This window comes from Trueperella sp. HMSC08B05, from assembly GCF_001808405.1.
In the GTDB taxonomy this organism is placed as follows: Bacteria; Actinomycetota; Actinomycetes; order Actinomycetales; family Actinomycetaceae; genus Trueperella; species Trueperella bernardiae.
Map to the genome: position 1 here is coordinate 1 of NZ_KV793264.1, position 13485 is coordinate 13485.

A 13485-nucleotide genomic window follows, 5' to 3' on the forward strand; every position below is an offset into this window, starting at 1 on the left:
GGGCCAGCCCCTCGGGGGCTGGCCCACGCCAGGATCGGAGCTGTGGTGTTACAAACCTCTGAGCCGGCGGCCGAGCCGGCTGACCAGACGGAGAAAGCAGTCGCGGCGCCGGGAGCCTGGGCTCCGGCGTCGGGCCGTGCCCGGTACGGCGACCGCGTCTTCCGCGGAATCTCTAACCTTTCCGGCATCAGCATCCTTGCCCTGCTGGCCGCCGTCTTCATATTCCTCTTGCTGTCGTCCGGCAACGTGCTCATCACGCCGAACGATGAGATCGTGGAGCAGGTCGGCTTCGCCCGGGGCCAGAACTTCTGGCAGTTCGCCGGCACGACCGTTTTTGGCACGCTACTCGCCGCCATTATCGCGCTGGTGATCGCCGTGCCTTTCGCCGTGGGGATCGCACTCTTCATCTCGCACTACGCCCCGCGCAAGCTCGCCGCCGCCTTCGGCTACGTCATCGATCTCCTTGCAGCCATCCCCTCCGTGGTGTTCGGCCTGTGGGGTATGTGGACGCTGGAGCCGCTCATGCGCCCGGTCTTCAGCTGGATCTCCGACGTGCTCACCCCGATCTTCACCTTCCTCAACGGCAAGCCCGGTGCCGACGGCGCTTGGGAGGGCGGCCTTCCCGGCCTGTCCTGGCTCGCCGAGCACTACGAGTGGTTTCCCGACGGCACCGCCGCGGCTTTCGTCCCGCCGGCACGGAACATCCTCATGGGCGGGATCATCCTCGCCATCATGATCCTCCCGATCATCACCTCCCTGGCCCGCGAGGTCTTCGTGCAGACCCCGCGCCTGCAGGAGGAAGCCTCCCTGGCGCTTGGCGCCACCCGCTGGGAAATGATCAAGATGGTGGTGCTCCCGCACGGGCGCTCCGGCATCGTGTCGGCCTCCATGCTGGGCCTCGGCCGCGCACTCGGTGAAACCATGGCCCTGCTCATGGTGCTCTCGCCCGGCATGATGATCAACTTCAAGCTCATGAGCCCCGGCCAGCACTCCACGATCGCCTCGCAGATCGCCCTGCGCTTCCCCGAAGCCTCCGGCATCGAGTCTGACTTCCTCATTGCGCTCGGCCTGATCCTGTTCGTCATCACGTTCGTGGTCAACTTCATCGCCCGCGCGATCGTTGCCCGCTACGCCGAGTTCTCAGGAGCGAACGCATGAGTACCGCTGTTGCCACCACTCAAAAGCGCCTGCCCGCATGGTTCACCGCCGCGGCCCTGGTCGCGTCCGTGGTTATCGGTGTCGTCGGCGCCCAGATCTTCGATTCTGGCGCGGTGGGCGTCATCGTTTTCCTCTTCCTCTACCTGGCCATCGTGGCCGGCGCCGGATTCGGTGTCGAGGGCCGCCGCTACGGCACCGACCGGGTGATGACGTCGATGATCATCGGCGCGTTTGTCGCCGCCGTCATCCCGCTCCTGTCGCTGCTGTGGACCGTGCTCGCACAGGGCTGGTCGCGCATGTCAGCCGCCGGCTTCTTCACCTCCACCACCTTCGGCCAGTCGATGGCCGACTCGGTGACGGGTGCGGGCCACGCCGTGGTCGGCACCCTGCTGATCACGGGCTTCGCCGCGCTCATCTCCGTGCCTCTCGGTGTGCTCACCGCAGTCTACCTAGTCGAATACGGCAAGGGGAAGCTCAAGCGCTTCATCACCTTCATGGTGGACATCATGACCGGCATCCCCTCGATCGTGGCCGGCCTCTTCGCCGCCGCCATGATCCCCATGATCAACCAGGCACTGTTCGGCCAGGCCCAGTTCAAAAACGGCTTCGCCGGCGCGATCGCCCTGGTGGTGCTCATGACCCCGATCGTCGTGCGCAACACCGAAGAAATGCTCCGCCTGGTGCCCAACGAGCTACGCGAGGCCTCCTACGCGCTCGGCGTCACCAAGGCGGGCACGATCATCCGCGTGGTGCTCCGCACCGCCGTGTCGGGCATTATCTCCGGCATCTTCATCGCCATCGCCCGCATCATTGGCGAGTCCGCACCGCTCATGATCACCGCCGGAACCACCGACTTCTACAACTACAATATCTTCCAGAACCAGATGTACACCCTGCCGGTTTACGTCTATAACCAGTACGTTTCTGGTAACTCGGCTGAAGCATGGGCCGGAGCCCTCCTGCTCATCCTGGTGGTTCTCATCCTCAACCTGTTGGCTCGCTGGATCGCAAAGCGGTTCGCCCCCAAGGGCGAAAAGTAGCCGCTGGGAAAGAAAGGATTCTTATGTCTGAAGGCATCAAGGTGCGTGACCTCAATATCTACTACGGCGACTTCCTCGCCGTGGAGAACGTCAACGTCGATATTGAGCCCCGTTCCATCACCGCCCTCATCGGTCCGTCGGGCTGTGGCAAGTCCACCTTCCTGCGCTCCCTCAACCGCATGCATGAGGTCATCCAGGGCGCCCACGTCAAGGGCCTGGTGGAGATCGACAACCAGAACATCTACGGGCCGGGCGTGGACCCGGTGCAGGTGCGCCAGCATGTGGGCATGGTGTTCCAGCGCCCCAACCCGTTCCCCACGATGTCGATTGCCGACAACGTGCTGGCCGGCATGCACCTCAACAACAAGAAGCTGCCGAAGGCCGAGGGCGAGCGCATCGTGGAGGAGTCCCTACGCGGCGCGAACCTGTGGGAAGAAGTCAAGGACCGGCTCGACCGGCCCGGCTCCTCGCTATCGGGCGGCCAGCAGCAGCGCCTGTGCATTGCCCGCGCGATCGCCGTCAAGCCCGAGGTGCTCCTCATGGACGAGCCCTGCTCCGCGCTCGACCCGATCTCCACGCTCGCGATCGAGGACCTCATGCAGGAACTGCGCTCCGATTACACGATCGTGATCGTCACGCACAACATGCAGCAGGCGGCCCGCGTCTCGCAAAAGACGGGCTTCTTCAACATTGAGGGGACGGGCAAGCCCGGCCACCTCGTCGAGTTTGATGACACGGAAAAGATCTTCTCCAATCCGACTCACAAGGAGACGGAAGACTACGTGTCCGGTCGTTTCGGGTGACGACCGGCGGCGAAAGGCGGCGCTACCTTCGGGTGGCGCCGCCTTTTTATGGGCCCCGGAGGCGGGCCAACCTGGCCAGGCGGGCCGGGCGGGCCCCGCGGATTGAAATTTTTTGGACGTTTTCGGGCCGGTCTTCGTATATGAGGAGATCGGCCCGGATTCGTCCAGTGTTTTCAAATCGGCAGCGGCCTGGCCGCGCCTGGCGGCACCAGGCCGCAGACCTAAACGAAGAGGTGCAGCACGTAGCTGACGGCCGCCGCCACCAGGCCGGCCGCGGGGAAGGTGATGAACCAGGCCCCCACGATGTTGCCGGCAGTGGACCAGCGAACGGCCGACCGGCGTGTGGTGGCCCCCACGCCCATGACTGAGGACGTGATCGTGTGCGTGGTGGAAATAGGCGCGTGCCAGAAGTACGCGGTGGTGTATAGAACCGAGGCGGCCACGGCCTCGGCGGCGAAGCCCTGGGCGGGGTTGAGGTCGGCGATCTTGGTGCCGAGCGTCTTCATGATGCGCCACCCGCCCGAGTACGTGCCGAGCGAGATCGCGGTGGCCGCGCCGAGCTTGACCCACAGCGGCACCGAGCTGCCCTCGTGGTACCCGCCGGCCACGAGCGCGATGACGATGACGCCCATGGTCTTTTGTGCATCCTGTAGGCCATGACCGAGCGCCACGGCTGCCGCGGACACGGTCTGGGCCACGCGGAAGCGCTTCATCGTGGTCTTGTAGGTGGCATTCTGGAAGGTACGCCGGATGAGCGACATCAGCAGGTAGGCCAGCCCAAATCCGACGAACGGTGAGACGAACATCGGCACGATGACCTTCATGCCGATCACCGACCAGTGCACTGTAAACGCGGCCGCCAAGCCTGCGCCGGCCAGGCCGCCGATAAGCGCGTGCGAGCTCGACGACGGCAGCCCGAACCACCAGGTGGTGAGGTTCCACACGACGGCGCCCACCAGGCCCGCGATCACCACGAGCAGGCCCGATATTCCATCTGAGGGTGCTACTTCCACGATGCCCGAGCCGATCGTTTCGGCCACGCCCGTGCCCAGCAGCGCTCCAATGAAGTTCATGACGGCGGCCATCAGCAGGGCCACGCGCGGGGTCAGCGCCCGCGTGGCGACCGACGTGGCGATGGCGTTAGCGGCGTCGTGAAAACCGTTCGTGTAGTCGAAGACGAAAGCGAAAACGACAACAAAGATCACTAACGCCAATACCGGATCCAAGGCTCAGGACTCCTTCAGCGTGAGCAGCTCGATGCGGCTGGCGAGGGTCTCGAAGGAATCGACCGCGGCCTCGTATGAATCCAGCGTGATCTTGCGGGCCAGGATCTCCTTGCCCGAACAGTCTGATTCGAACAGGTCGATGATGAGTTCGCGGTAGATCTGGTCCGCACGGTTCTCCAGATTGTTGATCTCGAGCCACTCCGTGCGGATCGACGGCTCGATCTTCTTTAGCTTGCCCACCGCGGTGATGGCGTGCTCGGCGCACTGAATAATGATGTCGGCCATTTCGAACAGCTGCTCGTGGACCTCGCCGATCTTGTACAGCACCAGGTTGTTGCCGGCCTCGTCAATCAGGTCCACGCACGTGTCGATCTGGCCGGTCAGCTCGATGAGGTCGCCGCGATCGTAGGGGAGAATGAAGCGGGAGCCGATCTCCTGCAACACGAGGTGATTGCACGCGTCGGCGTCGTTTTCAATCTGGTGCAACGCACGGTTGAGTTCCACCCGCTGCGTGGTACCCGCGGCGACCATATCAGCCAGCGTCCGGGCCGACCGGACAAGGAAAGATGCCTGCTCGTTAAGAAGGTCCTGGACCTTGTGTTGAGTGGCAAAGCGTGACAGGAATCCAGCCATGCGGCGTACGCCTCCGAATAGGTTAACAGCTCTCAACGCCAAGGCTACGCGAGGATGAATTACTTTTCCAAGAAATGAGAAAACGGACCGTGCGCACCCGGGTATTTCGGTCAAACGACCATCTATTTCACACCGTGAGCCGCCCCGGCTGGCGTAGGTACCATGTGTGAGACTTGAGGGGCGTCAGCAGTTGTTGCACGACGTCGACCGGGGCCACGACGCCGGGCCCGACGATCGCCGAGAGGCGGACGAAAGCTGGGCCGAACGGCGAAAGCCGCACCACGGCGTCGTGAACGAAGAACGAGAAGAGGAAGATCATGCAGGAATGGCAGGAATGGATCGACGAGCTGACCGGGCCGGCCACGGCCGCGCTGGGGTCGGTCAGTGATTGGCTGTATGCCTGGATCATGATCGCCGTGCTCATGGGCGCGGGCCTGTATCTGACGTTCCGCGGGCGCGCCCTGCAGGTGCGCCGCTTTGGCGACATGCTGCGGTACGTGGGCCACTCGCGCGCCGGCTCGCAGGGCGGGATCTCGTCCTTCCAGGCGTTCGCGATGGGCATGGCCACCCGCATCGGGATCGGCAACATCACGGGCGTGGCGCTCGCGCTCATCCTGGGCGGACCGGGCGCCCTGTTCTGGATGTGGCTGGTGGCGCTCATCGGCATGGCCACCGCGTTCGCCGAGGCCACACTCGCCCAGATCTTCAAGTCCGCCCACCATGATGGCACCTTCCGCGGCGGGCCCTCCAACTACATCTTGCGCGGGGCGAAGTCGCGCGGGCTGGCGGTCGCGTTCTCGGTGGCCATGGTGTTTTCCATGTTCATCGCCATGCCGATGGTGCAGGCCAACTCGATCGCCGGCGTGCTCGACGCCTCCCAGGGCGTGCCCGCCTGGGTGACCGGCGCGGTGGTGGCGGTGCTCGCCGCCGTGGTGGTGCTGGGTGGCGTGCGCGGGGTGGCTCGCTCCACCGAGATCATCTCGCCCGCGATGGCGCTGGCATACTTGCTGGTGGCGATCATCGTGATCGTCATGAATATCGGGCGCGTCCCCGAATTTTTCACGGACGTCTTCTCCTCGGCTTTCGGGCTGAATGAGGCGCTCGCGGGCACGGCCGGCGGGGTGCTCGCCGCGCTGGTCAACGGCATGCGCCGCGGTCTGTTCTCCAACGAGGCCGGCATGGGCACCAACCCCAACGCCGCCGCCACTGCCACCGTGGCCCACCCCGTCCAGCAGGGGCTCATCCAGTCCTTCGGCGTGTTCGTAGACACCATCGTGATCTGCACCGCCACCGGCTTCATCATCATGACCGCCGGCGTGCTCGACCTCACCACCGCCATTCCCGACGACGCCGGCCACCTCACCACCACCGCTATCACCTCCACCATGGGGTCCTGGATGGCGTGGCCCGTGGCGATCATGATCTTCTTCTTCGGCTTCTCCTCCATCCTCGGCGCCTACGCATACGGCGAGGCCAACCTCGTGTTCCTGCGCGCCCCGCAGTGGGCGATCACCGTGGGCAAGGTGGCCATCGTTGTCTTCTCGTTCGTTGGCGCGGTGCTGGCGCTGACGTTCGTGTGGGCGCTCATGGACCTAGCCATGTTCGTGGTGACCGTGCTCAACCTCGTCGGCGTGCTGTCCCTGTCCGGCTGGGTCATGGCCGCGCTACGCGACTACGAGCGGCAAAAGGCGGCTATCGCCCGCGATGGGTTCGTCGAGGTGCCGGTGGGCGCTGGGGCGGGCGCTGCTGGAGCCGGGACGGCTGGCGCGCGCCGCGTGACCGAGCCCGTGTTCGTGCCCTCGCAGGCCGGCCTGCCTGGCGTGCTCGAGGGCAACGTGTGGGACGGCGCGGTGAACTCGGCCAAGGCCTACGAGTAGCCGGCACCCCGCGGGCAAAGGGAAGGGCCGCACGAGAAGGTGCGGCCCTACGCTTAGGACACCGAACCCGAGAGCGCCTGTCGGCGCTAAGGCCGCTCGCAGCGGCAAATATTTGGAGCCCGGGGCTTTCGCGATCCGGTGTCTGGCTCTAGCCTAACTCACGTTCCCCGCCCTGTCACGCCCCAAGTTACGCACGGTTTCCGCGCCCGCCACGGGCCCGTGCACGTTCTCCGCTCTTGCCTCAAAACCGCGCCACGGCGCCGTTTTCCGTGGTAAAGTCCTACTACCGGAGTTTGGGGAGATACACTTTTGGCTATGACGTCCTCTACGCAAGAGCCCGGACGCACGCCTTCGCTCCTTGATCGGCTGTTTGATCGGGAGTCCCCGGCTCGTCCTTCCACCGATGTGCGCCCGCCGTTTGTGTGGGCATCCATCGGCGCGTTCTATGCCGCCCTCATCGCGCTCGGGGCGTCGCTCGGCCCGCTCGCGGCGGTGATCGCGGTGGCGCTCGCGGCAGCCCCCCTGATTTCGGGCTGGCCGGTGCTCCTTGGCCTGACCAACCGGGCCGTCTCGCGCGTCGTCATGACGTTGACGCTGGTCGCGGGCCTGGTCGCGGCCAGCTTCGGCTCGATGCCCGGCATGATGTTGGCCGCCACCTTCGCCATCTTTGCTTCGTTCGTGGGGGAGATGATGCGCCACGACGGCCGACTCCACCTCATCGAGCACATTTCGGCGTCAGCGGGCGGGGCGATGCTGATGATCTCGGCGTCGATGTGGGTGTTCGCGGCGGGGGACTGGCACGCCACCAGCCGGGCGCTGCCGGCGGCGGGCACGTTCGTCGGGTTGCTGACCGCTATCGTCATCGCGGTGGCGGCCCTCATCCACGGCTTTGACCTCGACCACGCCAACCTCCTCGGCCTCCTCAACACCACGGTGGTGGGGCTGGTAGCGGCCTTCCTGCTGTCGGGCCCGGTGTGGGTGGGCGGCGCGATCGGCGTGTGCGTGGGGCTGGTGTTCGCCTTCATCCGCCGGTGCATGCGCACCTTCGAGCGGCCGCTGACCTGGGTGCAGGGGTATGTGAAGGCCGTGATCCCGCATTGCGCGCTGGGCATGATCGGCTACATCTTCACGCTTGTTGTGCTCTAAGCTGAGGGCATGACTTTCCGACTTCCTGAGAACCTGGCCCCGGAGAACTACCCGCTGGGCTGGCTGATTGACTCCTGGCACGGCGGCGGTGTGCTCGAATATGACAACGTGGACGCCGCGGCTTACCTCCACGAGCTCACCATTGACGCCGTGGATGGCGGCCCGTACGTGCGCCTCAATTCGCGGATTTGGCTGGCGAAGGAGCCGGCCTCGGAGGTCGACAAGGAGGCCCCCGGCCAGTGGACGTACGACCACCTGACGAAGGGCGTGCTGTGGTCGGCCCAGACCGGCTACCTGCGCGTCACGCCGGACGCCCCGAAGCGGGAGGACGGCGCGGTGGAGCTCGAAGCCACGGTCGCCACACCGATGGGAATTTCCCAGCTGTGGGTGGGCCTCATCAACGGCCCGCGCCTGCAGATGGTCACCGACACGGTGATCCGCTCCGGCGCCGCGGCCTACTTCACGGCGGCGAAGTTCCTGGGCGGCAACGTCGCCTCGGATTTCTTCTACGCCTACGACATGGAGGCCTTCGGCTTCGAGATGCGCAATTACCTTGCGGGGCGGCTGTCGCGCCAGTTTGACGGCTCCGTGGACGCCCCCAGCACCGAGGAGGAGTGATGACCGACAAGAAAGACGGCCACTGGGGCATGAGCTACTTCGCGGACAAGGGAGGCAAGGCTACGGGTAAGGCCGACGGCGCCGCCCGCCCGGTCTGCGACCCCGCGGCTCCCGAATCGCCCGTCAAGGGCGCCGAGCCCGAGGGCCACTGGGGCGTGAGCTATTTTGCAAGCAAGGCGGATGAGGAGTGAGCCCGGCTCGCTCGGTCGATCTTCCTGGCGCCGTGCTGGATGAGACGCACGGCGTGCCGGCCCACTATGGCAACCCGTTTGCGGAGGAGAACCTGCTGGCCCGCGGGCGGGCCTTCACCGACCTGGGTTTCATCGAGGTCCTCGCGGTCTCCGGCCCGGACCGCGCCACGTGGCTGCACAACCTCACCACCCGTGACTTCCTGAACCTGCCCGCCGGCGAAAGCTCGGAGATGCTGCTGCTCGACCCGAACGGCCACATCTGCACCGCCGCCGGCGTCATCGACGACGGCGAGCGCACCTGGTTCTTCCTTGACCGTGGCCAGGCTGAGCCCTTCGCCGCGTTCCTCGAGTCGATGGTCTTCCGCATGCGCGTGGAGGTCGCCCGCCCGGACGTGCGGGTCTTCGGCTTCTTCGCGCCCGCCGGCGTGCCCGAGGCGATCGCCGCGCTGTCGGACGTCGTCTGGTACGACCCCTGGCCGCGCACCCTACCCGGCGGTGCGCATTACGGCGTTCCCGACGCCGACCACCCGGCCTGCGACTCGGCGCGCGTGCTCATCGCGGCGCGGCCCGAGGAGGCGGTCATCGAGACGTTTGGGGCGGCGGGCTTCGTGCCGGCCGGCCTGCAGGCGTGGGAAGCGAAGCGGATTTCGGATTGGCGCCCGCGCCAGAACACGGAGGTGGTGCAGCGGGCCCTGCCACACGAGCTCGACTGGCTGCGCACCGCCGTCCACCTGGAGAAAGGCTGTTATCGCGGCCAAGAGACCGTGGCGAAGCTGGTCAACCTCGGCCGCCCGCCGCGGCGGCTGGCCTACCTCTACCTTGAGGGCCCGGAGGGAGAGCTGCCCGAGCCGGGAGCGGAGGTGAAGGCGGGGGAGAAGGTCGTGGGTCAGCTGACCTCGGTCGCCCGCGATTCGGAGGAGGGCCCCGTGGCCCTGGCTCTGCTCAAGCGCAACGCCCCGGAGGGCGAGCTGGCCGTTGGCGCGTTCGTCGCCGCCCAGGTACCGATCGTGGCGCGCGAGGGCAAGTCGTCGGCGTCGCCGGACGAGCGGCCGGGCGCCGGCATGCGCGCCCGGCGGTAGGTAGACCCATGGGACAGATCAACTACACCTTCTACATCCTTTTGAACGTGGTCCTGCCGGTGGCGGTGACGGGCGTGTTCGTGTGGGCCTTCATTGACGCGGTGGCCCGCCCGCCCCGCCAATTCGCGCTTGCCTCCCAGTCGAAGAACTTCTGGCTGGCCATGCTCGGCGGTGGGACGCTCGCCTACGCGGCGATGAGCTTCCTCCATATCTATCTGCCGCTGGCCGGCTTCATCCGCCTGGCCCTGTTCATCGCCGTGGTCTACTACCTCGGCCCGGAGCGCTCGAAGATGGGCCCGGGGGCCGGGCGCGGCCGCGGGCCCCAGAGGGGGAGTTGGTAGTGCGCGCGGTCATCCAGCGCGTCAAGCGGGCTTCGGTCACGATCGAGGGCCAGGTGGTGGGCCAGATAGGCCCGGGCCTGTGCGTGCTCGTGGGCGTCACTCACGGTGACGGCCCGGCCCAGATCGAGAAGACCGCCCGAAAGATCGCCCAGCTCAAGCTCTTGCGAGCCCCCGATGGCAGTGACGACCCAGCCGCCCGCGTCAGCGCCGAGGAATCCGGCGCCCCTGTGCTACTGGTCTCACAGTTCACGCTGTATGCGGACGTACGCAAAGGCCGCAAACCCAGCTGGTCCCACGCGGCCGGAGGCGAGGTGGCCGAGCCGGTCTTCGACGCGGTGGTTGATGCTGTCCGAGGCTACGGGTTACACGTGGAGACCGGAGTGTTCGGCGCGATGATGGACGTCGAGCTGGTCAACGACGGCCCGTTCACCATCCTCGTGGAGGTTTAGGCGCCCGGCACCGCCGGGGGTGGCCGTTCGTGGGACGAGGTTCCCATAGGCCCGGCCGGCGGCGGGAGCCGCCCGCCGGGGAACCATACAGATTCCGGCTTTTCGCACAGGGCACAAGTCACGGGCCGTCTCACGCCTGTGGCGAAACGGCGAACGGGCGGGGCGGTGGCGTCGTTAAGGTAAATGAGGAATCGCGGGGAGATGCACGACCCCCGCGGAATTATTTGTAAGGAGTCCAACTTGTTTGAACGGTTTACGGACCGCGCTCGGCGGGTCATTGTGCTCGCTCAGGAGTCTGCGCGGAACCTCAAGCACAATTACCTCGGCACCGAGCACATCCTGCTGGGCCTCATCAAGGAAGGTGAGGGCGTGGCGGCCAAGGCGCTCGAGTCGCTGGGGATTACGTATGACGCCGTGCAGGAGCAGGTCATCGAGATCATTGGCGAGGGGCAGGAGCAGCCGTCGGGCCATATTCCGTTCACCCCGCGCGCCAAGAAGGTGCTCGAGTACGCCATGCGTGAGGGGCTCCAGCTCGGCCATTCCTACATTGGTACCGAGCACCTGCTGCTCGGCCTGTGCCGTGAGCAGGATGGCGTGGCCGCCCAGGTGCTGGTGAAGCTGGGTGCGGACCTGGGGCGGGTGCGCCAGCAGGTCACGCAGCTACTGTCTGGCTACCAGGGGAAGGAAGCCGTGGGCGTGGGAGGCGGCGGGCCGCGCGAGGGCCAGAAGGCCGGCTCCACGATCCTTGACCAGTACGGGCGCAACCTGACCCAGGCGGCGCGTGAGAACAAGCTTGACCCGGTGATTGGGCGCCACAATGAGACCCAGCGCGTGATGCAGGTGCTCTCCCGGCGCACGAAGAACAACCCCGTGCTCATCGGTGAACCCGGCGTGGGTAAGACCGCGGTGGTGGAGGGCCTGTCGCAGGCGATTGTAGCGGGCGACGTGCCGGAGACCTTGAAGGACAAGCAGCTCTACTCGCTGGACATGGGCTCGCTGGTGGCGGGTTCGCGCTACCGCGGTGACTTCGAGGAGCGGATGAAGAAGATCCTCAAGGAGATCAACACTCGCGGGGACATCATCTTGTTCATTGACGAGATCCACACGCTCGTGGGCGCGGGCGCAGCCGAGGGCGCGCTGGACGCGGCATCGTTGCTCAAGCCCATGATGGCGCGCGGCGAACTTCAGGTCATCGGTGCCACCACTCTGGATGAGTACCGCAAGTACATTGAGAAGGACGCGGCGCTCGAGCGGCGCTTCCAGCCGATCCAGGTTGAGCAGCCGTCGGTGAAGGAGACCATCGCGATCCTCGAGGGCCTGCGCGACCGTTACGAGGCCTACCACCGCGTCACGATCACGGACGAGGCGCTCGAGGCGGCCGCCACGCTCGCGGACCGTTATATCAATGACCGCTTCCTGCCGGACAAGGCGATCGACCTGATCGACGAGGCGGGCGCGCGCCTAGCGATCCGCAAGATGACCGCGCCGCCCGAGCTGCGCGAGCTGGACGAGGAGATCGGCGAAGTCAAGCGCGCGAAGGAGGCCGCGATCGACGGCCAGGACTTCGAGAAGGCCGCCGCCCTGCGTGACCAGGAGCAGCAGCTTTCTGCCAAGCGCGCCGAGCGTGAGAAGGCGTGGAAGGAGGGCGACCTCGACGTCGTGTCGGTGGTGGACGAGGACCTCATCACCGAGGTGCTGTCCATGGCCACGGGCATCCCCGTGTTCAAGCTGACCGAGGCCGAGTCCGCCAAGCTGCTGCGCATGGAGGACGAGCTACACAAGCGTGTCATCGGCCAGGATGAGGCGGTCACGGCGCTGTCGCAGGCGATCCGCCGCACGCGCGCCGGCCTCAAGGACCCGAACCGTCCCGGCGGCTCGTTTATCTTCGCCGGCCCCACCGGCGTGGGTAAGACGGAGCTGGCGAAGGCGCTCGCGGAGTTCCTGTTCGGGGACGAGGATTCGCTCATCACGCTCGACATGTCGGAGTACTCCGAGAAGCACACGGTGTCGCGCCTGTTCGGTGCGCCCCCGGGATACGTGGGCTACGAGGAGGGCGGCCAGCTGACGGAGAAGGTGCGCCGCAAGCCGTTCTCCGTGGTGCTGTTCGACGAGGTGGAGAAGGCCCACCAGGACCTCTTCAACTCCCTGCTCCAGATTCTGGAGGAGGGGCGCCTGTCCGACTCGCAGGGCCGGGTGGTGGACTTCAAGAACACCGTTATCATCATGACCACCAACCTCGGCACGAAGGACATCGCCAAGGGAGTGCAGACCGGCTTCCAGTTCGACGCCGACACCCAGACCTCGTACGAGCGTATGAAGGGCCGCGTGTCGGAGGAGCTGAAGAACCACTTCCGGCCGGAGTTCTTGAATCGTGTGGACGACATCATTGTGTTCCCGCAGCTGCAGAAGCACGAGATCCTGCAGATCGTGGACCTCATGATCGCCAAGCTCGGTGCCCGCCTGTGGGACCAGGGTATGTCGATCGTCCTGACGGACGCGGCGAAGGACCTGCTGGCCGACCAGGGCTACGACCCGGTGCTTGGCGCCCGCCCGCTACGCCGCGCCATCCAGCGCGGGATCGAGGACATGCTCTCGGAGAAGTTGCTGTTCGGCGAGTTCACCAAGGGCCAGACCATCGTGGTGGATGTGGATCACGACGCCGTCCCGAAGACCTTCACGTTCACCGGGCACGACTCGGACTACCAGCTACCGCAGGGTGTAAAGCCGGCCGCGGAGTCCGAGCAGATCGACGGGCTGGCGCAGGCCACGTCGCTGGTGCCGGAGGGTGAGGACTCCGGCGCGGGTGCGAGTGCCTCGGGCAGCGAGCAGCCTGCCGGCGAGGGCGCTTCCCCGCGCGTCGGACAGGAGTAGTTGGCTTACCCGGACCAAGCGCACGAGGGCGGCCCCGCGATGATCGCGGGGCC

Annotated in this window: 14 protein-coding genes; 11 read left to right on the forward strand and 3 right to left on the reverse strand. The window is 66.2% G+C overall.

Annotated features, from left to right (window positions below):
• Positions 1–45 precede the first annotated feature (45 nt).
• Genes pstC through pstB form a run of 3 tightly spaced genes read left to right on the forward strand, consistent with a single transcriptional unit; the run spans position 46 to position 3001 of the window.
• Positions 46–1158 (forward strand): phosphate ABC transporter permease subunit PstC, encoded by a 1113-nt coding sequence (gene pstC / locus HMPREF3167_RS07135; RefSeq protein WP_068538727.1) that lies wholly within the window; start codon positions 46–48, stop codon positions 1156–1158.
• Positions 1155–2198 carry a phosphate ABC transporter permease PstA gene (gene pstA / locus HMPREF3167_RS07140; protein ID WP_068538586.1) on the forward strand — a complete coding sequence of 348 codons (1044 nt, stop codon included), beginning with the start codon at positions 1155–1157 and terminating at the stop codon, positions 2196–2198. Before pstC ends, pstA begins: the two co-directional genes overlap by 4 nt.
• Before the next feature lie 23 nt (positions 2199–2221).
• Positions 2222–3001, forward strand: coding sequence for a phosphate ABC transporter ATP-binding protein PstB (pstB, locus tag HMPREF3167_RS07145; protein WP_062613203.1), 780 nt, complete (start codon positions 2222–2224; stop codon positions 2999–3001).
• Between the two features lie 221 nt (positions 3002–3222).
• On the opposite strand, the gene HMPREF3167_RS07150 is transcribed toward pstB, so the two are convergent.
• From HMPREF3167_RS07150 to HMPREF3167_RS07160, 3 genes are all read right to left on the reverse strand, one after another.
• Complete coding sequence (locus tag HMPREF3167_RS07150; protein WP_068538587.1) at positions 3223–4227, reverse strand: inorganic phosphate transporter; 1005 nt, start codon at positions 4225–4227, stop codon at positions 3223–3225.
• Between the two features lie 3 nt (positions 4228–4230).
• Positions 4231–4860, reverse strand: coding sequence for a DUF47 domain-containing protein (locus HMPREF3167_RS07155; RefSeq protein ID WP_070446264.1), 630 nt, complete (start codon positions 4858–4860; stop codon positions 4231–4233).
• Between the two features lie 127 nt (positions 4861–4987).
• Positions 4988–5179 (reverse strand): hypothetical protein, encoded by a 192-nt coding sequence (locus HMPREF3167_RS07160; protein WP_062613210.1) that lies wholly within the window; start codon positions 5177–5179, stop codon positions 4988–4990.
• Here HMPREF3167_RS07160 and HMPREF3167_RS07165 point away from each other — a divergent pair.
• The 8 genes from HMPREF3167_RS07165 (at position 5178) to HMPREF3167_RS07200 (ending at position 13432) form a co-directional block, all read left to right on the forward strand.
• The gene (locus tag HMPREF3167_RS07165; RefSeq protein WP_068538589.1) at positions 5178–6737 is read left to right on the forward strand and encodes an alanine/glycine:cation symporter family protein; all 1560 of its coding nucleotides are present in this window, start codon (positions 5178–5180) and stop codon (positions 6735–6737) included. The genes HMPREF3167_RS07160 and HMPREF3167_RS07165 overlap by 2 nt on opposite strands.
• Positions 6738–7052: 315 nt before the next feature.
• Positions 7053–7883: a hypothetical protein gene (locus HMPREF3167_RS07170; RefSeq protein ID WP_143601971.1), complete on the forward strand. Its 831-nt coding sequence runs from the start codon at positions 7053–7055 to the stop codon at positions 7881–7883.
• 9 nt (positions 7884–7892) lie between these two features.
• The gene (locus tag HMPREF3167_RS07175) at positions 7893–8501 is read left to right on the forward strand and encodes a heme-binding beta-barrel domain-containing protein (protein WP_070446266.1); all 609 of its coding nucleotides are present in this window, start codon (positions 7893–7895) and stop codon (positions 8499–8501) included.
• Positions 8501–8692 (forward strand): hypothetical protein, encoded by a 192-nt coding sequence (locus HMPREF3167_RS07180; RefSeq protein WP_070446268.1) that lies wholly within the window; start codon positions 8501–8503, stop codon positions 8690–8692. Before HMPREF3167_RS07175 ends, HMPREF3167_RS07180 begins: the two co-directional genes overlap by 1 nt.
• Positions 8689–9771 carry a CAF17-like 4Fe-4S cluster assembly/insertion protein YgfZ gene (locus HMPREF3167_RS07185; RefSeq protein WP_068538592.1) on the forward strand — a complete coding sequence of 361 codons (1083 nt, stop codon included), beginning with the start codon at positions 8689–8691 and terminating at the stop codon, positions 9769–9771. Before HMPREF3167_RS07180 ends, HMPREF3167_RS07185 begins: the two co-directional genes overlap by 4 nt.
• Positions 9772–9779: 8 nt before the next feature.
• Positions 9780–10112, forward strand: a complete 333-nt coding sequence (locus HMPREF3167_RS07190) for a DUF2516 family protein (protein ID WP_062613221.1) — start codon at positions 9780–9782, stop codon at positions 10110–10112.
• Positions 10112–10561: a D-aminoacyl-tRNA deacylase gene (gene dtd / locus HMPREF3167_RS07195; protein ID WP_068538593.1), complete on the forward strand. Its 450-nt coding sequence runs from the start codon at positions 10112–10114 to the stop codon at positions 10559–10561. The genes HMPREF3167_RS07190 and dtd overlap by 1 nt, the downstream gene beginning before the upstream one ends.
• 240 nt (positions 10562–10801) lie before the next feature.
• A complete protein-coding gene (locus tag HMPREF3167_RS07200; protein WP_070446270.1) occupies positions 10802–13432 on the forward strand; it encodes an ATP-dependent Clp protease ATP-binding subunit in 2631 nt (876 codons plus the stop codon).
• Positions 13433–13485 lie beyond the last annotated feature (53 nt).

Coding starts and splice junctions, on each gene's coding strand:
- pstA (WP_068538586.1), top strand. CDS start 1,155: ATGAGTACCGCTGTTGCCACCACTCAAAAGCGCCTGCCCGCATGGTTC.
- pstB (WP_062613203.1), top strand. CDS start 2,222: ATGTCTGAAGGCATCAAGGTGCGTGACCTCAATATCTACTACGGCGAC.
- HMPREF3167_RS07155 (WP_070446264.1), bottom strand. CDS start 4,860: ATGGCTGGATTCCTGTCACGCTTTGCCACTCAACACAAGGTCCAGGAC.
- HMPREF3167_RS07165 (WP_068538589.1), top strand. CDS start 5,178: ATGCAGGAATGGCAGGAATGGATCGACGAGCTGACCGGGCCGGCCACG.
- HMPREF3167_RS07160 (WP_062613210.1), bottom strand. CDS start 5,179: ATGATCTTCCTCTTCTCGTTCTTCGTTCACGACGCCGTGGTGCGGCTT.
- HMPREF3167_RS07170 (WP_143601971.1), top strand. CDS start 7,053: ATGACGTCCTCTACGCAAGAGCCCGGACGCACGCCTTCGCTCCTTGAT.
- HMPREF3167_RS07175 (WP_070446266.1), top strand. CDS start 7,893: ATGACTTTCCGACTTCCTGAGAACCTGGCCCCGGAGAACTACCCGCTG.
- HMPREF3167_RS07180 (WP_070446268.1), top strand. CDS start 8,501: ATGACCGACAAGAAAGACGGCCACTGGGGCATGAGCTACTTCGCGGAC.
- HMPREF3167_RS07190 (WP_062613221.1), top strand. CDS start 9,780: ATGGGACAGATCAACTACACCTTCTACATCCTTTTGAACGTGGTCCTG.